17 protein-coding genes are annotated in these 21810 nt (G+C 45.1%); 4 read left to right on the top strand and 13 right to left on the bottom strand.

The features are described from left to right. The first annotated feature begins 21 nt into the window (after positions 1-21). Complete coding sequence (locus tag V7S74_RS04545) at positions 22-459, top strand: nuclear transport factor 2 family protein (protein WP_406777574.1); 438 nt, start codon at positions 22-24, stop codon at positions 457-459. Here the strand turns inward: V7S74_RS04545 and bioA are convergent. Genes bioA through V7S74_RS04530 form a run of 3 tightly spaced genes read right to left on the bottom strand, consistent with a single transcriptional unit; the run spans position 431 to position 3412 of the window. Next, entirely contained in the window at positions 431-1705 is a 1275-nt protein-coding gene (bioA, locus tag V7S74_RS04540) for an adenosylmethionine--8-amino-7-oxononanoate transaminase (RefSeq protein ID WP_406777573.1), read from the bottom strand. The genes V7S74_RS04545 and bioA overlap by 29 nt on opposite strands. Then, positions 1698-2297, bottom strand: coding sequence for a dethiobiotin synthase (gene bioD, locus V7S74_RS04535; protein ID WP_406777572.1), 600 nt, complete (start codon positions 2295-2297; stop codon positions 1698-1700). Before bioD ends, bioA begins: the two co-directional genes overlap by 8 nt. Then, complete coding sequence (locus V7S74_RS04530; protein ID WP_406777571.1) at positions 2294-3412, bottom strand: aminotransferase class I/II-fold pyridoxal phosphate-dependent enzyme; 1119 nt, start codon at positions 3410-3412, stop codon at positions 2294-2296. Before V7S74_RS04530 ends, bioD begins: the two co-directional genes overlap by 4 nt. Positions 3413-3642: 230 nt before the next feature. Here V7S74_RS04530 and rho point away from each other — a divergent pair, with 230 nt between their 5' ends. Continuing rightward, complete coding sequence (gene rho / locus V7S74_RS04525; protein ID WP_406777570.1) at positions 3643-5106, top strand: transcription termination factor Rho; 1464 nt, start codon at positions 3643-3645, stop codon at positions 5104-5106. Positions 5107-5111: 5 nt separating this feature from the next. Beyond that, a complete protein-coding gene (gene ygiD, locus V7S74_RS04520; RefSeq protein ID WP_406777569.1) occupies positions 5112-5894 on the top strand; it encodes a 4,5-DOPA-extradiol-dioxygenase in 783 nt (260 codons plus the stop codon). Here the strand turns inward: ygiD and rocD are convergent. From rocD to gcvP, 4 genes are all read right to left on the bottom strand, one after another. Continuing rightward, the gene (gene rocD / locus V7S74_RS04515; protein ID WP_406777568.1) at positions 5891-7108 is read right to left on the bottom strand and encodes an ornithine--oxo-acid transaminase; all 1218 of its coding nucleotides are present in this window, start codon (positions 7106-7108) and stop codon (positions 5891-5893) included. The two genes, ygiD and rocD, sit on opposite strands and share 4 nt — an antisense overlap. Next, entirely contained in the window at positions 7105-8280 is a 1176-nt protein-coding gene (locus V7S74_RS04510; RefSeq protein ID WP_406777567.1) for an acetyl-CoA C-acyltransferase, read from the bottom strand. Before V7S74_RS04510 ends, rocD begins: the two co-directional genes overlap by 4 nt. An 11-nt stretch (positions 8281-8291) precedes the next feature. Beyond that, positions 8292-10697, bottom strand: coding sequence for a 3-hydroxyacyl-CoA dehydrogenase/enoyl-CoA hydratase family protein (locus tag V7S74_RS04505; protein WP_406777566.1), 2406 nt, complete (start codon positions 10695-10697; stop codon positions 8292-8294). Between the two features lie 181 nt (positions 10698-10878). Further along, the gene (gene gcvP, locus V7S74_RS04500) at positions 10879-13725 is read right to left on the bottom strand and encodes an aminomethyl-transferring glycine dehydrogenase (RefSeq protein ID WP_406777565.1); all 2847 of its coding nucleotides are present in this window, start codon (positions 13723-13725) and stop codon (positions 10879-10881) included. A gap of 103 nt (positions 13726-13828) precedes the next feature. Here gcvP and V7S74_RS04495 point away from each other — a divergent pair, with 103 nt between their 5' ends. Then, positions 13829-15427: a M28 family peptidase gene (locus V7S74_RS04495; RefSeq protein WP_406777564.1), complete on the top strand. Its 1599-nt coding sequence runs from the start codon at positions 13829-13831 to the stop codon at positions 15425-15427. A 295-nt stretch (positions 15428-15722) separates the two neighbouring features. On the opposite strand, the gene V7S74_RS04490 is transcribed toward V7S74_RS04495, so the two are convergent. From V7S74_RS04490 to V7S74_RS04465, 6 genes are all read right to left on the bottom strand, one after another. Continuing rightward, positions 15723-17873 (bottom strand): DUF4954 family protein, encoded by a 2151-nt coding sequence (locus V7S74_RS04490; RefSeq protein ID WP_406777563.1) that lies wholly within the window; start codon positions 17871-17873, stop codon positions 15723-15725. Next, positions 17870-18265: an SMU1112c/YaeR family gloxylase I-like metalloprotein gene (gene gloA2, locus V7S74_RS04485; RefSeq protein ID WP_406777562.1), complete on the bottom strand. Its 396-nt coding sequence runs from the start codon at positions 18263-18265 to the stop codon at positions 17870-17872. Before gloA2 ends, V7S74_RS04490 begins: the two co-directional genes overlap by 4 nt. Continuing rightward, entirely contained in the window at positions 18262-19317 is a 1056-nt protein-coding gene (locus V7S74_RS04480; protein WP_406777561.1) for a glycoside hydrolase family 130 protein, read from the bottom strand. Before V7S74_RS04480 ends, gloA2 begins: the two co-directional genes overlap by 4 nt. A 74-nt stretch (positions 19318-19391) precedes the next feature. After that, on the bottom strand, positions 19392-20057 hold the full coding sequence (locus tag V7S74_RS04475) for a LolA family protein (RefSeq protein ID WP_406777560.1): 666 nt from the start codon (positions 20055-20057) through the stop codon (positions 19392-19394). After that, on the bottom strand, positions 20057-20902 hold the full coding sequence (locus V7S74_RS04470) for an ABC transporter permease (RefSeq protein ID WP_406777559.1): 846 nt from the start codon (positions 20900-20902) through the stop codon (positions 20057-20059). Before V7S74_RS04470 ends, V7S74_RS04475 begins: the two co-directional genes overlap by 1 nt. Continuing rightward, complete coding sequence (locus V7S74_RS04465) at positions 20899-21810, bottom strand: ABC transporter ATP-binding protein (RefSeq protein WP_406777558.1); 912 nt, start codon at positions 21808-21810, stop codon at positions 20899-20901. The genes V7S74_RS04470 and V7S74_RS04465 overlap by 4 nt, the downstream gene beginning before the upstream one ends.

The raw sequence follows: 21810 nt of genomic DNA, 5'->3' as shown, positions 1-21810 counted from the left end.
CGTTTTAAAGAAAAATAAACTATGAAAAAATTATTGATTTTAGGCTGTCTATTAGCCTCCTTTGCCGGCTTCGCTCAAAACGAAGAATCCTTGAAAGAAGCGGAATTAAACCGTTTTAAGGTGATGGTTGCAAAAGATTTGCCAGGTTTGCAGGCCGTACTTCACAAGGATTTAGTCTATTTCCATTCAAGTGGAGCTCAGGATAATAAAGAAACCTACATCGCGTCGATTGCGTCTGGGAAATCGAGTTATTTGGCTATTACTCCAGAAGAAATACAACACCGGGTGTATGGTAAAACAGGCATTAATACCGGAATCTTGAACATCTTGCAACAAGCAGCGGATGGTGGTCAAACTACTTTACGTTTACGTTTCACAGATGTATTTGTCTACGCAGATAAGCGCTGGCAAATGGTCTCTTGGCAGTCGACTAAATTAGTCCCTGCGCAAAAGCCGTAATTTTTCCATAAATATACGCTAGATCCTCGTCCTCGATACAATAAGGGGCGAGGATATAGATCGTATTTCCCAAAGGTCGCATCAAAATACCCTCCTTCAAGAAGTATTGATAGATGTCATCCCGAATTGAATGTAAATATCCATCGGCTTCTCCCGTCTCCACTTCCATGGCTAAAATCGTGCCGTGAATACGCACATTTTTCAAGACAGAATGGTCAGCCAGTTTCGCCGCAAACTCGCGGTGTCTAGTTTCCACGCGAGCAATCGACTCCCACGTTTCCTCCTTTTCCATTAAATCTAAACTCGCATTAGCTGCTGCGCAAGCCAGTGGATTTGCGGTAAACGAGTGAGAATGGAACATCATTTTACGACGGTCATCCGAAAGGAAGGATTGGAAAATTTGTTCGCTGCAAAGCGTTAAACCCATGGCCATCATGCCGCCGGTTAGGCCTTTGGAGAAACAAACGATGTCCGGTTTCTGAGCTAAATAATCCATCGCGAACCACTTACCTGTCCGTCCAAAACCCGTCATGATCTCATCAGCGATACATAGAATACCCTTTTCGCGCGCTATCTGAATCAAGGTATCTAAAGTCGATGCCTCGTACATCTTCATTCCACCGGCTCCTTGAATTAAGGGCTCGAAGATGAAGGCAGCATAACTTTCGTCAGCCGCTGACATGGCAGCGATACAAGCTTTCGCGTCCTGTGGACTTGGCAAGAATTCCACCTCGAAAAGCATATCTTGAAAAGGCGCATTGAAGGAACTAGGAGCCCCTAAACTCATCGCCCCAAAGGTATCTCCATGGTAGGCATCTTGAAAAGCGAGTATTTTTCTGCGTTTCGTATTTTCCTGGTTATGGTAAAACTGAAGCGCCATTTTGATGGCCACTTCTACGGCTGTGGAGCCATTATCGGAGAAGAACACGCGTTCGAAATTTGCTGGTAAATGCGCTAATAATCGTTCCGATAATTGTACCGCCGGCTCATGGGTAAAGCCAGCAAAGATGACTTGTTCGAGCTGGAGGGCCTGTTCGTAAATTTTTTCCGCTAAATACGGATGCCCATGCCCATGCGTATTTACCCACCAGGAGGAAATCGCATCGATGTATTTTTTTCCGTCTGTATCAAATAAATGCGCTCCTTTTCCGCTCGCAATTGGAATCGAAATAGGTTCGATTTGATGTTGCGTAAAGGGGTGCCAAATTACCGCCGCATCCCGAGAAGCTAAATTCTGATTAGACATGGATTTTATCTGCATACGAAGCAATGACCGCTTCATTTAGTTCATTTTCTGTATTCACTCGTAAAACCAAAGGCAAGCCCGTATGGTTTAAAATAAATTTCTCACCGGATGGATTTTCGGGGCCATTGAACACGATTCCAGCCATCTCAACCCCTTGTTGTTTCAGGATTTCATAGCTCAATATCGTGTGATTAATGCTGCCTAAGTAATTCTTGCTGACTAAAATGACCGGAATATCCAGTTTTTTGATGAGATCTAAATTAGTTTCGTGGTCATTCAAAGGAACCATGATTCCGCCTGCTAATTCGATGATTAAGGTTTGGTCGGTTGGTATTTTAAACTTTTCTAACTCAATCGTAATTCCATCAATTTCAGCCGCTGAATGAGGAGACAAAGGTTGTGTTAAAGCATAAGTTGAGGGATGAATGATGGCAGTTGGGACCCATTTGCGAATCCAATAGGCATCCCCAGTTTCTATATCTCCCGATTGTACGGGTTTCCAATAGTCCGCTTTAAGACCGGCTGTTAAAATGGCAGATGCCACGGTTTTCCCAATTTCTGTGCCTATGCCGGCGATGATAAACTGTTTCATTCAAGTGTTTTTATTAGTGATTGTATTTGTTCTTTTGTGTGGTTTGCGCTCAGTGTGATGCGTATGCGTTCTTTTCCTTTCGGTACTGTGGGTGAAACGATGGGTTTGATCGCGAATTCGTGGGCTTTTGCTGCCTTCGCTCGAACCGCTTCGTTACCAGTGACGAAGAAGGTTTGTATGGCCGTTTTGCTATCTCCCCAGGCCTCGGATTTCGCGTTTTCTCGGAAAAAAGCGATGTTCTCTTGCAGCTTTTTGCGGGCTTCATTTTGGGATGGCAAATAGCGCAAGGTGCTTAATAGGGCTGATACATGTGCTGGAGCAGGTGCTGTGGAGTAGATGAAGGGTCTTGCGAAGTTGACGAGGTATTCTTTGAGGGCCAAAGACCCAAGAACCACCGCTCCCGCATTTCCCCAGGCTTTACCAAAGGTGATGACGCGCGCAAAAACCTCTTCCATCAGTCCTAATTCGAACACGAGTCCTTGTCCTGCTGGGCCGTAAATTCCTCCTGAATGGGCCTCATCAACGATGAGTTCGGCACCGTAAGAATTTTTTAAGTCGACTAATGCTGTTAGCGGGGCGATGTCGCCGTCCATCGAATAAACCGATTCCACGACGATCCACTTGCGAGTTTCTGCCGGGTATTGTTCGAGTAAATGTACTAGATCGTCTAGGTTATTGTGCTTGAAGATGCGTCTCTCGGCTTTGGAAAGACGTAAACCATCAATCAGACTCGCATGCAATAGTTTATCGCAAAAAATCACGTCCCCTTCCTGTGGGAGAGAGGATATCAGACCCACATTCGCGTCGTAGCCTGAACTGAAAAGTAAAGCGGCCTCAGCACCGTGAAAGGCAGCACATTCGTTCTCGAATTGTTCGATTAAGTTAGATTGCCCTGAGATAAGTCTAGAGCCGGTCGAACCGTTTTTACGCGAGGTGAAAGGCAATGCTTCGAAATCCCGAGCGATAGTAGCTGCTAAGGTTTGATCCGATGCTAAACCTAGGTAGTCATTCGAGCAGAAATCCGTGCGGTCATCCAGCACCTGTAATTGCCTCAGTAGACCCTCTTTACGGCGGGTTTCTAATAGGTCAATAAGCTGTTGCTGACTATTTTTCATGGATTTTTCTGAAGCAAAAATACGAAATAATCACTGTGGAGATGTGTTTTATTGCGTAATTGATAATATTGACATAATTTCAGCCTGAAATCCTTGCCAATTCAGGAGTATTTTGTAGTATTGCATGTCGATTCTGACAATTCAACGAGTAAACGTCCCCTAATTTTCTCATTTGACAAACATGCTGACATTTTTGTCTGTTGTCAATCTTAATTAATTGTTTCCCCTTTATGGAAGATAAGCCTATCAAAAGAGTAAAAAAAGCACAAGAAGAAGATTCATCATTAAACGAACGTCCTAAGCGTCAACGAATTAAGAAGAGCAACGAAGAAGCACCTTTGTTACCAATGGAGGCCAAAGCGCAAGCAGACGAGGCTCCAATTGAGTACAAAGAGGTAGCCGCTCCAGAAGAATTTATTGTAGATACGTCCTTTATTACTAGCACGGAGAACACAAAAGACGAGGTTTCTCCTACGGATGCACCTGTCGATGTGGATAAATTGCCTAAAGAGGAGGCGCCTGCACCAGTTCACCACCACAAACCACGTTCGAATTACAATCAAGTTATCAAGGAATTGGATGGTTTGATCGAGAACGAAGGGGTTTTAGAAATTATGCAAGAAGGCGGCTACGGTTTCATGCGTTCGTCTGATTACAACTATTTAGCGTCTCCTGATGATATTTATGTGTCGCCATCTCAGATCAAAATGTTTGGTTTGAAGACGGGAGACACGATCTTAGGGAAGATTCGTCCACCAAAAGAAGGGGAGAAGTATTTCGCTTTATTGAAAGTGGAATCCGTGAATGGAAAGACGACGGACGAGATTCGCGACCGGATTAATTTTGAATATTTAACGCCTTTGTTCCCAGAGGAGAAGCTGAACTTGTCGTCTACGCCGGATAATTATTCGACGCGTATTTTAGATTTGTTCGCGCCTATTGGTAAGGGCCAAAGGGGTATGATCGTTGCCCAGCCTAAAACGGGTAAAACGGTTCTTTTAAAAGACATCGCGAATGCGATTTCCCGCAACCACCCAGAGGTTTATTTGATCATTTTGTTGATCGATGAACGTCCAGAGGAGGTAACAGATATGCAGCGTTCTGTGCGTGCTGAGGTGATTTCATCTACTTTTGATGAGCAAGCAGAGCGTCACGTAAAGGTGGCTAACTTGGTTTTAGAGAAGGCCAAAAGAATGGTGGAATGCGGCCACGATGTCGTTATCCTATTAGATTCAATTACACGTCTAGCACGTGCTTATAATACAGTCGTTCCTTCATCAGGTAAGATTTTATCCGGGGGTGTGGATGCCAATGCCTTACACAAACCGAAACGTTTCTTTGGAGCGGCTCGTAACGTCGAAAACGGTGGTTCATTAACGATCATCGCAACGGCCTTGATCGAAACAGGATCGAAAATGGACGAAGTTATCTTTGAGGAATTCAAAGGTACGGGTAATATGGAATTACAATTAGATCGCAAGCTAGCGAACCGCAGAATCTATCCATCCATCGATGTGACAGCTTCAGGAACGCGCCGTGAAGATCTATTGATGGACCCAGCGGTTCTACAACGTGTGTGGATCTTGCGCAAGCACATGTCAGACATGAACTCAGTAGAGGCGATGGAATTCTTGCAACAGCAAATGAAAGGGACCAGGAACAACGAAGAGTTCTTAGTTTCTATGAATCGCTAAATTATATGTCATACATACAGCCAGTGTGGTTCATCGGGCACGGAAGCCCGATGAACGCTTTGGCCGACAATCCTTTCACGGCTTCTCTGAATACCTTGGGGGCATCAATTGCACCACCTAAAGCTATTTTAGTCGTTTCAGCTCACTGGCTGACGAGAGGAATCACGCAGGTTCAGGCATCGCCGATGCCGGAGACCATCCATGATTTTGGTGGATTCCCCCGAGCACTACACGAATTTCAATACCCCGCACCGGGAAGTCCGGAAACCGCGAAAATTCTCGCTTCCGGCTCGCAAAAAATCCAAGAAACCACCGAATGGGGTTTAGATCACGGCGCTTGGTCCGTGCTATGCCACCTGTTTCCGAATCACAATATTCCTTGCTTTGAGATGTCGATTGACTATTCTCAGCCTTTGGCCTACCACGTGACTTTGGCTCAGGAATTACAATTCTTACGCGAAAGAGGGGTTTTAATTATCGGTAGTGGAAATATTGTCCATAATCTGCAGGCCAGCATTCCGAACCTATCGATGGGGCAGGAGCATTTCGCGTACGATTGGGCTCAGGAATTTGATGCGTTTACAACACAAAAAATCCTCGATAAGGACCTGTCCAGTTTAGTGGATTATACGAGGGCACCGGGTGGATTAAAATCCGTTCCTACGCCGGATCACTACATTCCGATGTTGTATGCCTTGGCTTTGGCTCGTAAAAATGAGGAAGTAAGATTCACGTACGACGAACTCGTGTACGGAGGTATTTCGATGCGTTGCTTCGAAATCGCTTAATATCCCAGAAAAACTTGGTCGATAATACTGCAAGCTTGATCCATTTCTGCACCGGTGATGGTTAAAGGTGGGGCTAAGCGAATTTTATTGCCGTGGGTTGGTTTCGCCAACAATCCCTTTTTCATCAGATCCAGGCAAATTTCCCAAGCCACCGGACTGTCTTCTGGCGTGTCGATTTCGATCGCACACAACAAGCCTTTACCTCTCACCGATTTAATCAAGGCTGTTTTATCACGTAAACCTTCTAAGAAAGTCAGTAATTGTTGCCCGCGAACCGTTGCATTCTCCACGAGATCCTCGTCCTCGATGATATCGATGGCCACGTTAGTGACAGCACAGGCCAAAGGATTTCCTCCATACGTGGATCCATGTTCTCCCGGCTTGATGGTGAGCATAATCTCATTGTTGCAAAGTACCGCTGAAACCGGCATGAATCCACCTGAAAGCGCTTTGCCTAATAATAAAATATCCGGATGAACTAATTCGTGGTGGCAAGCTAACCAGGCGCCTGTACGACCTAAACCGGTTTGGATCTCGTCAGCGATGAATAAAACGCGGTGTTTTTTACACAAAGCAGCCGCTTTTTTCAAATAGCCAGGCGATGGAATGACCACCCCAGCTTCTCCCTGAATGGGTTCGACCATGAAGGCTGCCACATTGGGGTTTTGTAATTTTTCTTCTAATGCTTTCAGATCATTGTAGGGAATTCGGGTGAATCCGGGAACAAAAGGACCGAAATTATGGTAGGATGACGGGTCATTCGAAGAGGAAACGGCTGCGATAGTTCTACCCCAGAAATTTCCTTCCGCGAATATGATTTCGGCTTGATTTGCTGGAACGCCTTTGACCTCATAAGCCCATTTGCGAGCTAACTTGATGGCTGATTCTCCCGCTTCTACGCCCGTATTCATCAATAAGACTTTCTCGTAGCCGAATTTCTCCGCTAACTTTTTCTCCGTCGAACCTAATAGATTCGTGTGAAAAGCGCGGGAACTTAACGTTAGTCGAGCTGCCTGATCGGAGATGGCTTTGACTAAACGCGGATGGCAATGGCCTTGATTCACGGCGCTGTAGGCCGAAAGAAAATCCAGGTACTTTTTACCCGTCACATCGTACACATGCACCCCCTCGCCGCGTTCTAAAACGACTGGCAATGGATGGTAATTATGTGCGCCAAAATCAGACTCTAACTCAATATACTCTTCTGGGGTCATAGCAATTCGTAAATTCCAGCTACCCCTTGACCACCACCTACGCAGGCCGTGACCATGCCGTATTTTTGGTTGCGAAGACGCATTTCATTGAATAATTGGATCGATAATTTCGCGCCAGAACATCCCAGTGGGTGTCCTAGAGCAATGGCTCCGCCGTTCACGTTCACGATAGTTGGATCGATATCTAGGGTTTTCATCACCGCCAAAGACTGCGCCGCAAACGCCTCATTCAATTCAATTTGTTGAATATCGTTGAGCTTTAAGCCTGCCTTTCTCAAAGCAATCGGAATCGCCTCTACTGGTCCAATTCCCATCAAGCTCGGTTCAACCCCTGCCGTAGCATAGGAAACCAGGCGAGCGATTGGCTCTAAGTGTAATTCTTTCACGAGTTTCTCAGAAACGACTAAAACGAATGCCGCTCCATCGGACGTTTGGGACGCATTACCCGCGGTAACGGTTCCGCCCATCGCGAAGACAGGTCTTAATTTTCCTAAGGCTTCAATGGTTGTGTCAGCACGTGGACCTTCGTCTTGTGACACCGTCCAGCTGCGGGTTTGTTTCTTGCCTGATTTGGCATCGAAATAATTCTCTGAAACCTCTACTGGAACAATTTGCGAAGTAAATTTACCCGCTTTTTGTGCCGCTAAAGCCTTCTGGTGGGAAGCAAAAGAGAACGCATCTTGCTCATCGCGCGTCACGCTATACTTCTTGCTCACTTCCTCTGCCGTTAGACCCATTCCGATATAATAGTCTGGGTGCTCGCTAGCAATGCCGTAGTTTAAGACCGTTTTATGGCCCATCATCGGTAGCATCGACATCGATTCTGTTCCTCCCGCAATCACGCAATCGGCCATGCCGGAGGCGATTTTAGCAGAAGCCAAAGCGATAGCCTCTAAACCTGAACCACAGTAACGGTTGATGATGAAACCGGGAACGCTTTTGGGTAATGACAAAAGCGAGATATAACGCGCCATTTGCATGCCTTGCTCCGCTTCCGGAATAGCATTTCCTACGATTAAATCTTCGACGCGCGCCGGGTCCAAACTAGGCACCTGCTTCATCAAATGTTTAATGACTTCCGCCGCTAAATCATCTGGACGCGTCGTTCTGAATCCTCCTTTATTGGCTTTCGCAACTGCTGTGCGGTAACCTGCTATGATATATGCATTCATCTTCGTAAAATTTAATTTCTGAGTGGTTTACCGCCACCTAATAAACTTTGGATTCTGTCCATGGTCTTTTTCTCGCCGCATAAAGAAAGGAAGGCCTCTCTTTCTAGGTCGAGTAAGTAGGTTTCGCTCACGACTTGCGGAGCGTCTAAATCGCCACCACAGATCGCGTAGGCTAATTTATTCGCAATTAAGGCGTCGTGTTCTGAGATGTAACGTCCCATTAACATGCCTTGAATACCTGCTTTGAATAGGGCCAAACCTTGTTTTCCCTCCACCCAGACATCGTTGCGTCTCGCTTTTTGGACATATCCTGCGTCTGCTAAGGCCAAAGCCTCTCTTTTCGCTTCCGATATCACTTGATTGCGATTCAACACAATGCGATCCTGAGCTCTTAAATAATTCATCTCTCTCGCTTCATGCGCCGAAGTACTCACGCGCGCCGTCGCAATATTCATGAAGGCCTCTTGCAAACGGTTCAACTCCACATCACCAGCGCGACGAGCATCTCCCATTCTCAACGCCATCTCTTTTGTACCGCCTCCCGCAGGGATTAAACCCACACCTACTTCCACTAAACCCATATATAATTCCGCGTGAGCGACAATTTTATCTGCGTGCAAGTTGATTTCGCAACCACCACCTAAAGCCAAGGTATGAGGTGCCACCACAACTGGAATACCCGAGTAACGTACGCGCATCATCGTTTCTTGGAAGGTCGCGATCATCGTGTTGATGTCGTCGAATTTTTGCTCCATCGCGAACATGAACAACATACCGAGGTTTGCACCGGCAGAGAATGCCTCGTTCGACTCGTTTCCGATGACCAAACCTTGGAAATCTTTTTCCGCTGTCGCGATTGCCTCTTGAATGCCTTCTAGCACCCCTTGGCCCATCGTGTTCATCTTCGAGTGGAATTCTAATCCTAAAATACCATCGCCTAAATCCACGATGTGCATGTCATCGTTCGACGAAACCGTCTTCGTAGGCTTTAAGATCTGCAAATTGATTTGCTTCTCCGAACCTGGAATGGCTTGGTATTTCTTAGTAGCAATGTCGTAGAATAATCGCTTGCCGCCTTCTACTTTGTAGAAAGTGGTATTTCCTGCAGCGACCATCTCGGTAACCCAAGCAGCAGGCGCTAAGCCTTCCGCTTTCATTAATTCGATTCCCTGAACCACACCGATGGCGTCCCAAGTTTCGAAAATACCCATCTCCCAGCCAAAACCCGCGCAGATCGCTTGGTCGATTTTGACTAGATCATCAGCAATCTCCGGAATGCGATTCGATGCATAACGGAAACCGTCTAAGATAGTTTTGCGGTAGAATTCACCCGCTAAATCTTTTCCTGCTAATAAAAGCGCGAAGCGATCCGCTAAATTATCAATCGCCTTCGAGCGATCCAATGTTTCAAAATTCACTCGTTCCGCGGCGCGGTATTCGAAGGTATTCAAGTCCAGGCTCAGGATGACCGTTTTGCCTTTTTCGTCTTTGGTCTTCTTATAAAATCCTTGTCCCGTTTTATCGCCCAGCCATTTGTTTTCCATCAAACGCTGCAACATCACCGGCAAGTTGAAAATGTCTTTACTTTCGTCGTTTACGAGCGCGGCTTTTAAATTATTCGCCACGTGAACCGTCGTATCTAAACCGACCACATCCGAAAGGCGGAAGGTGCCAGATTTAGGACGACCTACCACTTTGGAAGTTAATTTATCCACTTGCTCTACCGTAAGGCCTAATTCTTCTACGACTTTCATCGTCTGCATCATCGAATAAACGCCAATGCGGTTCGCGATGAAGGCAGGTGTGTCCTTACAAAGAACAGCCGTTTTGCCTAATTGCGTTTCGCCGTATTGTAGCAAGAATTCGAGGATGGCCGGATCCGTTTTCGGACCTGGGATCACTTCAAATAAACGCAAATATCGGGGAGGATTGAAGAAGTGTGTTCCGCAGAAATGTTGTTGAAAATCTGCGCTTCTACCTTCTGACATCAAATGAATTGGAATACCTGAGGTATTCGATGTTACCAAGGTACCCGGAGTGCGGAATTTCTCTACTTTCTCGTAGAGGGATTGTTTGATGGCTAGGTTTTCTACGACTACTTCCATGATCCAATCAGCAGAACTGATCTCGGATAGGTTGTCTTCGAAGTTGCCTAGCTTGATGTTATTCGCAAAGCCCGCCGCATAAAGCGATGCAGGCTTTGCTTTTATAGTTTGTTGAAATGCTGCGTTGACGATTCGGTTACGTACCGAAGGGTGTTCTAAACGAAGTCCTTTGGCCTCTTCCTCTGGGCTCAAAGTCTGTGGTGCGATGTCCAATAAAAGGACCTGAACCCCAATGTTTGCGAAATGACAGGCGATTCTGGAGCCCATAATTCCTGAGCCTAATATGGCTACTTTTTTAATGGCACGATTCATATCTACGTTTTTAAATCTCGTTGCGTAAATATAAATAAAAGGAATTATGTTATGCAAGCATACTAATTTTTATTTGCTTAAAAATGCAATCAGCTTATAAACAAAAAGGCGACCGCGCAGCGGTCGCCTTTTTTAAACTATAGGTAAGGCGGCCGGAACGATCGCCCTCCAAAATCAAATACTACATATAACTCTCCATCGGCTCGCAAGCGCAAACTAAGTTGCGATCCCCGTAAGCGGAGTCGATACGTGATACGGTAGGCCAAAACTTATTCGCCTTCACATACGCTAGCGGGAATACTGCTTTCTCGCGTGAGTAAGGACGATCCCAATCGCCTAGTAAAACAGCCGATTGTGTGTGTGGAGCGTGCTTCAATACGTTGGATGCTTTGTCCGCTTTGCCTTCTTCGATCTCGCGAATCTCTGCACGGATGCTTAAAAGCGCGTCACAGAAACGATCTAATTCGTCTTTGTTCTCTGACTCGGTAGGCTCGATCATTAAGGTTCCAGCTACTGGGAACGAAAGGGTAGGTGCGTGGAAACCATAGTCCATGAGACGTTTGGCAATATCCTCCGCTTCCACTCCTGCCGATAATTTAAATGGACGGCAATCCACGATCATCTCGTGTGCGCAACGTCCTTGGGATCCAGTATATAGGATAGGGAATTCCTTCTCTAATCGTGCCTTGATATAGTTTGCGTTTAAGATCGCGATTTCAGTCGCAGTCGTCAACCCTTTTCCACCCATCATCGCGATGTACGCGTAAGAGATGGCTAAAATACTCGCAGATCCCACCGGTGCCGCAGATACCGCACCTGACGTTCCGTCATTTACGTGTCCTGGCAAGAAAGGAACTAACTGAGGCGCCACGCCGATAGGTCCCATGCCTGGGCCACCACCTCCGTGAGGGATACAGAAAGTCTTGTGCAAGTTCAAGTGACAAACGTCCGCTCCAATGCGTGCAGGTGACGTTAATCCCACCTGAGCATTCATGTTCGCTCCGTCCATATATACTTGACCTCCATTTTCGTGGATGATCGCACAAATCTCTTGAATCGTTTCCTCAAACACCCCGTGCGTACTTGGGTAAGTTACCATCAAGCAAGAAAGATTGTCTTTGTGTTCGATGGCTTTGGCTTTCAAATCAGCCACGTCAATATTTCCGTTTGCATCGCATGGGGAAACAATTACTTTCATGCCAGCCATAACCGCAGATGCCGGATTCGTACCATGTGCAGAGGATGGAATGATCGCAATGTTACGGTGGTGATCACCGCGTGAAGCATGGTATGCTCTGATTGTCATCAAACCAGCATATTCGCCTTGTGCACCGGAGTTAGGCTGCATCGACATTTTGGCAAAACCTGTAATCTCACACAACCACTCATTTAAATCAGCTACTAATTGTTGGTAACCTTTAGTTTGAGAGGCAGGAGCGAAGGGGTGCATTTTGCCTAATTCTGGCCAAGTCACCGGAATCATTTCTGTCGTCGCATTCAATTTCATTGTACATGAACCTAAAGAGATCATCGAGTGAACCATCGATAAATCTTTCGACTCCAATGATTTCAAATAACGTAACATTCCGTGCTCAGAATGGTATTTATTGAAAACGCTGTGCGTCAAGAAAGTAGACGTACGAGTTAAGGCTGCTGGGATCGCCCAAGTAACATTTTTCTCTGACGTTTTCGCTCCTTTCAAGGTTTCGAAGAAGGAGATGATTTCGATGACATCTGCTTCCTGCGTTGTCTCATCTAAAGAGATACTCGTTGTAGTCGCAGTGTAACGTAGGTTACGCTCTGCTTTTTCTGCCAAAGCTCGTAATTCCGCCGTCTGCGCTCCCGTCTGAATCGTCACCGTATCGAAGTGATTCGTGTTTTCTAAAACGAAACCTAGTTTGCGCAGATTCACCGCTAATAATTCAGTTAAGCCGTATACTTTTTCAGCGATTTTCTTCAAGCCTTGAGGGCCGTGGTAGATCGCGTAAGAGGCTGCCATAATCGACAACAAAACCTGAGCTGTACAGATATTAGACGTCGCTTTTTCGCGGCGAATGTGTTGCTCACGGGTTTGAAGCGCCATACGTAAGGCGCGGTTTCCTTCTGCATCCACCGAAACTCCGATGATACGACCTGGAATATTACGCTTGTATTTTTCTTTCGTTGCGAAGAATCCGGCGTGTGGTCCACCGAAGCCCATTGGTACCCCAAAACGTTGAGAAACACCCACAACCGCATCTGCTCCCATTTCGCCTGGAGGCGTTAATAAGGTTAAAGCTAAAAGGTCAGCTGCCACAACCACTTGTAAGCCGTTTTCTTTCGCTGCTGCGATTAAAGCGCTGTAATCGAACACCTCGCCGTTAGAAGCTGGGTATTGCAACATCATTCCGTAGAAACGGGAATCCGTTACATCAAAGCTGCGGTGGTCGCCTACGACGATTTCAATGCCGATAGGTTCTGCGCGCGTCTTTAATAAGTCGATCGTTTGTGGAAGGCATAATTCAGAAACGAAATAGGCTTCGGCTGAATTGCGTTCTGCTGGACGTTGTCCATATAACATCGTCATGGCTTCCGCTGCCGCCGTTCCTTCATCTAAAAGGGAAGCGTTCGCTAATTCCATGCCGGTTAAATCGATGATCATCGTTTGGTAGTTTAATAACATTTCCAAACGACCTTGAGCGATTTCCGCTTGGTACGGCGTGTAGGCCGTGTACCAAGATGGATTTTCCAAAATATTTCTCAAAATGACCGTAGGCACAATCGTGTCAGAGTAACCTAAGCCGATGTGTGATTTGAAGATCTGATTTTGACCCATCATCTGCTTGAAATCGCGTAAAAAAGCAAATTCAGATTTAGGTTCAGGTAAGCGAAGCCCCTGCTCTAAACGAATTTTAGCGGGAACTGTTTGTTGGATGAGTGTGTCTAAACTATCTACACCGATGGTTTTCAACATGGCGGATACATCAGTAGGCTCTACATTGTTATGACGCAAAGAGAAGTCTTCCTGATAGCTGTAATTTGGGGTCATGAATTCTGAGAATTTGAATGATAAAATCGCCACAAATTTAATCTTTTTTTAGCGATTTATTTTTAGATTCTTAACTTCGCTTTCTTAAATTTTGTTTCAACAAATGAAAAAAACTAACATCTATGTTTTAGGGCTATTTTTAGCTGCTAAATTCATCCCGATGAGCGCTTTTGCTCAGGGAGATCCAGTTCCTTACGCGCTATCGATTAGAGCGGATGATCTGAAAAAACACTTGACTTTTATCGCTTCCGATAGCTTGAAAGGTCGTAATACGGGTTCGCCAGAGCAGAAAGTGGCAGCGAACTACATTGCAGACTCCTTTAAGAAATCAGGTATCGCCCCAGTGAATGGGTCTTATTTCCAAAAAGTGGACTTAGTGAACCGCGCTTGGACGAATGTTTTTATTGCTGCCAAAGGAAAGAAATACGAATACCTAGGCGAAATGATGGCGAATGCCTTAGCGCCAGTCGCTGCTAATTCCAAGTTTCCAGTGGTATTTGCTGGTTTCGGAGTTCAGCAAGGTGGCTACACGGATTTTGACAAGTTAAATGCAAAAGGCAAATACGTATTAGCTTTCGAAGGAGAAGCGAAAGACGCGGCTGGTCTTTATGTACTTTCTGGTTCAAAAGATCCATCGGTTTTCGGTAAAGGCGATGGCTGGAAAGAAAAATTGAAGCGCGCACAAGCAGCTGGAGCGAAAGGTTTAATCTTGATCGCGGATCGCGATACGAAATCTTTTGGCAATCAAGTTCGTCAACGTCAAGTGATGATGAAGCGTTTTGGTAATGAGCGTATGGCCTTCGCTGACGCGGTATCTGCTGCCAACGAAGCACCTGTTTTATTAATCTCTTCTGAAGCGGCAGCTGAATTATTAGGCACGACAGAAGCAGAATTATTAGCTTACAAAGCTTCTTTAGCCTCTGCAAAAAAATCAGTGGCATCGAAATTCAAAGCAGCTCCTATCGAAGTAACGATCGAAAGAACGGAGAAGCCGGTAGACACGTATAACGTAGTAGGTTACTTAGAAGGTACTGACAAGAAAGAAGAATTAGTCGTTTTAACGGCGCACTACGATCACATCGGTGTATCTGCTGACGGCCAAATCAACAACGGCGCGAACGACGATGGTTCTGGTACTGTAACGGTGATGGAATTAGCGGAGGCTTTTGGTAAAGCAGCGGCTGAAGGAAAGCGTCCTCGTCGTAGTATCTTATTCATGACCGTAACAGGTGAAGAAAAAGGACTTTTAGGATCTGAGTGGTACGCAAACCACCCTTTATTCCCTTTAAAGAATACGGTTGTAGACTTAAATACGGACATGACGGGTCGTTATGATGACGAGCACAAAGGCAAGCCGGATTACATCTACGAAATCGGTTCTGACAAATTATCGTCTCAATTACGTGAGGTGTTAGTTGAGCAAAACAAGAAGCACATCGGTCTAGAATTAGACTTCCGTTTCAATGATCCGAACGATCCGAACCGTTTCTACTACCGTTCAGACCACTACAACTTCGCAAAATTCGGTATCCCTGTCGCTTTCTTCTTCAATGGAGTGCACGATGATTACCACATGCCAGGTGATGAAGTAGATAAGATCGAGTTTGACCAAATCCAAAAAGTAGGCCGTTTAGTGTTCTATATGGCGTGGGAAATCGCGAATAGAGAGCAAAGATTGGTGGTGGATTCAAACAAGCCATAATTTGCGTAACAATTTTTAAAGCATAAAGAATAAAGCACAAATTATAAATTTGGAATAAAAAATGGGACCGAGGTCCCATTTTTTATGTCTTCAGAAATGTTTTATAAACGTATCTCCGGAGGAGATTCCATCTTTATTCTCTAACTCTTTCAGAGTTCAAAGCACAAAGAACAAAGCACAAAGCACAAAGGTGGAATAAAAAATGGGACCGAGGTCCCCTTTTTTATGCATTCAGAAATGTTTCATAAAAGTATCCCCGGAGGGGATTCCATCTTTATTCTTTATTCTTTGTGCTCTATGCTTTATTCTTTAAACTTTCCAGTTTCTCCCTAAACACAACAGCTCTCACCTTTGCCTCCTGAATAAACTCATTATCCTTCACCTCACCGATTACGGCGTCGAGTTCTTTGGCATTGCCAAACATCGCTAAGCGGAACGGATCTTCGTAGTCTTTCGAACGGGAACGTTCGATACCTGCTGTCAGGAAATCAGAGGTAGCGATGGCGCGATCAATCCAGGATGGAATGTTTTCGAAAGCTTGTGGGTTGATTTGCAATAGGCCGTTCAGGGCATTTTCGAATTTTTGTTCTGGGTACAAGGCTGCCTGCTTTTCGTAGAATTCATGTACTTGTTTCCAGCGGGTGATTTTTCCTGATTTGACATCATTTTTCATGTCTTGGATAACACCGGATGGAATGAGTTGACCGCCTAGGTTTTCCCAAACTTGGATCGCCGTCGCGTTCTTCAAAGTAGCTTGTAGAAGCTCTGCAGGCGATTTAGTTGGATGACGCTCGGAAGTGGCTAACCATTCTTTGGCGGCATGGTAATTCAATAAGTCATGGAATATTTGGTAGGCTCTATGTGCCTTCGCGATACGTGTTCTGCGTTTCGTGTTTTCGATGCCGGTTGCGTAGATCGCTAGAGGGTTCGAAGCGTTAGCTGGGTCTTGCAACCAGGCTTTGCCATCTCCTCCGCCTAGGGATTCAGATACCCATTTTTCCAATAATTTAATTCCTTGCAAGATTTCGGATACTGTGTCAGGTGCCAAGAAATCGAATTCAAGCAACATGTCTTTGTCCGTTCTTTGGTCCCTAGCCGCGAATTTCCATGCGTTGCGAGCTAAAGCATACATATTGTACTGGAACCAGTAGCCGGCGATGATTAATAATCCACCTTCAGAATCGTCGTTCCCGATGAGCGAGAAGGGTAGTGGATTGTGAATTTCGCCTGGATAATTGCCTTTCGAAATCAGGTTAAAGGAAGCGAACTTTGAATTGTGTTTTAAGGCTACGGATAAGCCAGGCCAAAATCCACGTCCCGCTTGCAATTCCCCATCCGCTCCACGCGAATTGTGGTTAGAACCGAGGGTGGCACCGGCGGCCATGTTGCTTTGGCCTTTTACGATCGCAGCACACAAGAACGAGTTGTTGTGGTGTTGCTCGTGGGCCGGGAAAATCAAGGCATTTAATACTTCGCAGCAAGAAATAGTCGAATTACTGCCTAGGAAGGAGTTGATCAAACGCGCGCCATATTTCAGTTGCGAGTGCGCCGCTAAGATAAAACGAACCGCTTTCACACCGTAGAAAATGCGGCAGCCTTCGTGGATGATACCATTCACGATTTCGCAACCTTCGCCAATTTGGGTGGAGGCTTCGGCATTCGAAATGATCGTTAAGTTCTTTAATTTGTTTGCGCCTTTGATATAGGTGTCGGTACCCATATTGACGTCTTTGATGATTCCGGTATTTTTGATGACGGTGCGATCACCGATTTGGCCATAGAATCCACGTTTAGAAGAGAATTCTTGGATGGTCATCTCTTTGTATTTCGCTTGCAATAGGCTGTCATCGCGGTCCTGTGTCCATAAAAAGGCATCAGCCGGTTTCATCCCGACGAATGGGATCACCTTGCGGCCACCGTTTTCGTTGCCTAATTCCATCCAAATACGGATACGTTCTTCTTCTCCCTTTTTCACAATACCGTTTCCGAATTTCGCCGTCGCCGTGGTCGCTAACTCGTTCACTTGAAGGATCATCACTTCATTCCCGATTTGGTAATGAGACAATAAATTCACGCGATCGATCGCCACATTATCGCCAAAATCACACGAAATCAAGGTACTATTGTATAAGCCTGCCGGCATGCGCAGGTTCTTGAATTCAAGGTAGCAGCTTTCTAAAACGCCGATGCGATTTACACCGAAAAAGCGGCAATTCTTCACTAAATAAGGATTAAAGCCCTCTTTCACCCATACATCTTTCCAGTTCTCAGCCTCGTTCAAATTCGCCTCCAGAATACTAATTTCCCGAGGTGCTAAAGCACGGTAAGCGGCTAAGTCGATAGTAGAATTTCGGTGGTCGAATTCCGTTTGGCCTTCTTCTAAAAAAGCAGGTGTTACGAATTCAAATCCGAGTTTGGAAAGGGGTTTTTTATCAATTCTATTCATATTTCATAAAATTCAAGCGGCAAATCATCCGGATCTGCGATAAAGGTAAATCGCTTTCCAGTGAACTCATCGATGCGAATGGGCTCCGATGTGATGCCTTTTTGGGTTAACTCCTGAACCGTAAAATCCAGGTTTTCTACTTGAAATGCTAAGTGCCTTAAGCCCGTGCATTCCGGCCTCGAAGGACGGGCAGGCGGGTTAGGGAACGAAAACAATTCGATCACATAGTGCTCATTCAAAGCTAAATCCAATTTATAGGAATCGCGTTCCGCACGATATACTTCACGGATGATTTCGAGTCCTAAGTCCTCCGTGTAGAAGGCTTTCGAACGCGCATAATCCGAGCAGATGATCGCGATGTGGTGAACGCTATGTAGGCCTAATCGATTCATTCTTTGATGGAAACAGCGATTTTAGAGTCTGCGGTTCCATAATAGAGGAACCATTTATTTTTATAGGGCACGAGGCCTTCCACAAAACATACTTCATTCACTTCCCCGATTTTTTCATAGGGTTTATCTGGCCAAATAAAGGGCTTCGAAGTTCGCGCTAAAACCTTGTAGGGTTTACCTGCATCAAATAAAACTTGGCCAGCGGCATAGGTGAATTTTGGGAAACGTACATCGTTATAATTAGCTGCATTTGAGCTATTATAAATGAGTAAAATACCTTCCTTGCGCAGTAGAGCATAAGGTCCAGGTTCCACTAATCGGCTATCGAAATAGCCCGCACGCGGCTTTAAAACAGATAAACGTACACCTGATTCCGCATTTTCTAAGATGTCCCAATGACGTAAATCTTTGGAAGTGGCAAGGAACAAATCAGTATCACCAAAATACATATAATATAATCCATTCATCTGATGAGCCACTATGCGACTGCCCTGCTGGACTGAAACGAGTGCTCCTGATTTCGACCAGGTATTCAGGTATTTTTCGGAGGTAAATAAGGGTCCTATTTTCTCCCATGTTTGTAAGTCTTTCGAAAAAGCACCACAAAGTCTAGCAACTTTCCCGTCATACGATGTATAGGTTAGGAAATAGCCGCCGTCTGAAGTTTCTACAATCCGAGGGTCTTCGATGCCTCCTGGCCATTCGAAACCGCGAAAGGAGTCATTGGAGGGAAATAAGATGGGTTTGGGCTGTTTGGTAAAATGGATACCGTCAGTACTCGTGGCTAATCCAATGCGGGAAGTCCCTAGTGAATCTTGTGCCCGGTAAAGTAAATGAACGATTCCGTTGCGAATTAAGGCTGTTGGATTTAATACGTTTTTGTTTTCCCAGCCTACCATTTTACCCGAAACGGGATCTAAGAAGCGAGCCTCTACAGAGGGTTTTAAGATGGGATTGACAGCATCCGCTTTTTTGAATCCGTTCAACGCCCAGTTTTGGGAAGAGGCTGAAAAGCCCACGAACAGTAGTAACCCCAAAATTAAGCGCTTCATTTATTTTCGATTTAGGAATCTAAATTACGAAAAAAGAACGAAAGCTATCGGTAATATAGTACAAGAAGGAGAGACTATTCTTTGAAGAATTTATCTTCAATTCCTTGATTGATCACGTAATTCGATAGTAGGAGGTGAATTTGGCCTGTTTTTCGTGTATTCACCGGTGCGACTGCCGTGCGGTTAATATCGACGACTACCCCTTTTGGAATCTTGAATTTTTTCACATCCACCGTGATATTCATTTCAGAGGGTAGCCCAAAAGCTTTCTCAGCCCCATACACATACGTGGATAAAACCGTTCCATTCGTTCTGGACGTAATTTGGGATTTTAAGATAACGTCAGCGCTCGGATCTACCCAGATTTTTGCGAGGACGATTTCTCCTGAATCATCCGTAGGTAATAAGGTAATGGATTCGGACTTCACTCCGTTGATTACCTCAAAACCCGTGAAAAGCGCGTTGTATGCGGATTTATCACGTAGAAGAGCGGTGAGGTCCGTGAATCCTTTTTTGGGCAAAATAGCAATACCCTTCGTAATCATGCGAAATTTTTCCGGCTGCTTAAAATAAATCGTCGCCTTCGCAGGCATAATTTTAATCAAGGGAATATCCGATTTAATCTGCGTTTCCACGCGGTAATCACGCACCTTGTTCATGCGCGCTAACACCTGCGCCACCGTCTTATTCGCATCTTGAGCGAACAGGGAAAAAGAAATGAGTAGGAATAAATAACGCATTAGGATTGAATATCTTTTCTGTGAAACGTGTAAAGCGAGACGGAAATCAACACCACATTATGGGCCACTAAAACGGCAATAGACCGCCAGATCGCATCCATAGGTAAGGGATCCTCGAAGAAGGAACGCCAAGAGGCCATGTGAGTCGTAAATAAATAAGGTTTTATCGGGTCAAAAACGCGTACATCCAATGTCCCAATGATTGTAAACAAGAGGATGACCGACATCGTCGCAACGATAGGTCCGATCGAATTATCCGTGAAACAGGACAAACAAATCGACAATGAACTAACCGTAAAAAGGGCTAAAAAGGCCACCGCAAAGCCGCCCAAATACCGCCAATTCACATCCGCCTCCTGTAAAATCACTAATCCATCCGAGTTCAAGACCATCATGTCTCCCGTCCCAAAAAGCAATTTTCCCACCACTACAGACATAATACCCATCCATAAAATGACAATCAGGGTATAAATACCACCCGCAATGAATTTCGAGAGCAATAATTGAATGCGAGAAATAGGTTTCGTCGCTAACATGCGAATGGTGCCCATGGCCGCTTCACCAGACACTAAATCTCCTGTGACTAAAGCAACGAGTAGCGGGATTTGGATTAATAACATCTGCAAAATGATGAAAGCCACTAAATTTCCATTCAACACGTTCCCCTCAAAGGTCAAAGTCTGTTCAAAAGAAGCGGTCACAAAGGAGATGATGGACATTCCATCTGCCTTTAGCGCGAATTGAATCACGCCTACTAAGACGGTGATCGCAGCTAAACCTAAGTAGGAGCGCGGTTTCAGCGCAATCTTAATAATTTCGTTGTATAAGCTATGAAGGAGGATCATTGGTTCACAATTTTAATGAAATAATCCTCTAGCGTGCGTTTCGCCTCTAGTGAAAAAATCTCGATGTTATTGTCCACTAATAATTTAGTGAGTGCCGGAATTTCGGACTTTTCGATCGGAAATTGGATGGAACTATCGCCTACATTATCCCATAAAAGGGTGGGTTTCCAGGCTAATAAGGTGTTTTTTGCAGCGGGTAGTGGGCTCGCCTCTAAGCGCAATATCAGGTTTTCGCCGTTCATCAAATCACTCACACTGCCTTCCACAATCGATCGGCCCTTATTAATAATCACCATGCGATTACAGATGAGTTCGATTTCTGCCAAATTATGAGAAGACAAGAGTACCGTTTTGTTTTGTTCGTTTCGCAAACGCAAAATCAAATTTCGGATGTCGATAATTCCCTGAGGATCTAAACCTGTCGTAGGTTCATCTAAAATAATGAGGTCTGGGTTGTGTAAAAGTGTCTGCGCGATGCCCAGGCGCTGTTTCATGCCGTGGGAAAAACCAGCAAATTTATCTTTCTCGCGTCCACCTAAACCCACAAAATCCAGCATCTTGTAGATTTCTCGTTTCGAAGAAGGTTTTCCAGAAATGCGGGAAAAGATCTCTAAGTTTCGGTAGGCAGATAGGTATTTGTAGAAATCAGGTTTCTCAATAATGCTACCCACACGCCCTAAAATGGACTCTCGATGGGTCGCAATTGATTCTCCAAAAAGTTCGACCGTTCCACTATCCGGCTTAATCAAGGAATTCAAACAGCGAATGCTGGTGCTTTTTCCTGCCCCATTGGGACCTAAAAAACCAAAAACATCCCCTTTAAAAACGCTAAAGCTCACATCGTGAACGGCTTGGAAGGATCCGAATCGTTTCGATAGATTTCGGACTTCAATAATTTTCTCAGGCAT

Origin of the sequence: Aquirufa novilacunae, assembly GCF_045310505.1 — a bacterium.
In the GTDB taxonomy this organism is placed as follows: domain Bacteria; phylum Bacteroidota; class Bacteroidia; order Cytophagales; family Spirosomataceae; genus Aquirufa; species Aquirufa novilacunae.
This window is presented reverse-complemented; position numbering and strand designations above follow the sequence as displayed.

Bases quoted from the DNA above. Each gene is read 5' to 3' on its own strand.
- V7S74_RS04505 (WP_406777566.1), bottom strand. From the start codon at position 10,697: ATGAATCGTGCCATTAAAAAAGTAGCCATATTAGGCTCAGGAATTATG.
- V7S74_RS04475 (WP_406777560.1), bottom strand. From the start codon at position 20,057: ATGCGTTATTTATTCCTACTCATTTCTTTTTCCCTGTTCGCTCAAGAT.
- V7S74_RS04510 (WP_406777567.1), bottom strand. From the start codon at position 8,280: ATGAATGCATATATCATAGCAGGTTACCGCACAGCAGTTGCGAAAGCC.
- gloA2 (WP_406777562.1), bottom strand. From the start codon at position 18,265: ATGAATCGATTAGGCCTACATAGCGTTCACCACATCGCGATCATCTGC.
- gcvP (WP_406777565.1), bottom strand. From the start codon at position 13,725: ATGACCCCAAATTACAGCTATCAGGAAGACTTCTCTTTGCGTCATAAC.
- V7S74_RS04490 (WP_406777563.1), bottom strand. From the start codon at position 17,873: ATGAATAGAATTGATAAAAAACCCCTTTCCAAACTCGGATTTGAATTC.
- V7S74_RS04465 (WP_406777558.1), bottom strand. From the start codon at position 21,810: ATGCCTGAGAAAATTATTGAAGTCCGAAATCTATCGAAACGATTCGGA.
- V7S74_RS04545 (WP_406777574.1), top strand. From the start codon at position 22: ATGAAAAAATTATTGATTTTAGGCTGTCTATTAGCCTCCTTTGCCGGC.
- rho (WP_406777570.1), top strand. From the start codon at position 3,643: ATGGAAGATAAGCCTATCAAAAGAGTAAAAAAAGCACAAGAAGAAGAT.
- bioD (WP_406777572.1), bottom strand. From the start codon at position 2,297: ATGAAACAGTTTATCATCGCCGGCATAGGCACAGAAATTGGGAAAACC.
- V7S74_RS04530 (WP_406777571.1), bottom strand. From the start codon at position 3,412: ATGAAAAATAGTCAGCAACAGCTTATTGACCTATTAGAAACCCGCCGT.
- bioA (WP_406777573.1), bottom strand. From the start codon at position 1,705: ATGTCTAATCAGAATTTAGCTTCTCGGGATGCGGCGGTAATTTGGCAC.
- ygiD (WP_406777569.1), top strand. From the start codon at position 5,112: ATGTCATACATACAGCCAGTGTGGTTCATCGGGCACGGAAGCCCGATG.
- V7S74_RS04495 (WP_406777564.1), top strand. From the start codon at position 13,829: ATGAAAAAAACTAACATCTATGTTTTAGGGCTATTTTTAGCTGCTAAA.
- rocD (WP_406777568.1), bottom strand. From the start codon at position 7,108: ATGACCCCAGAAGAGTATATTGAGTTAGAGTCTGATTTTGGCGCACAT.
- V7S74_RS04480 (WP_406777561.1), bottom strand. From the start codon at position 19,317: ATGAAGCGCTTAATTTTGGGGTTACTACTGTTCGTGGGCTTTTCAGCC.
- V7S74_RS04470 (WP_406777559.1), bottom strand. From the start codon at position 20,902: ATGATCCTCCTTCATAGCTTATACAACGAAATTATTAAGATTGCGCTG.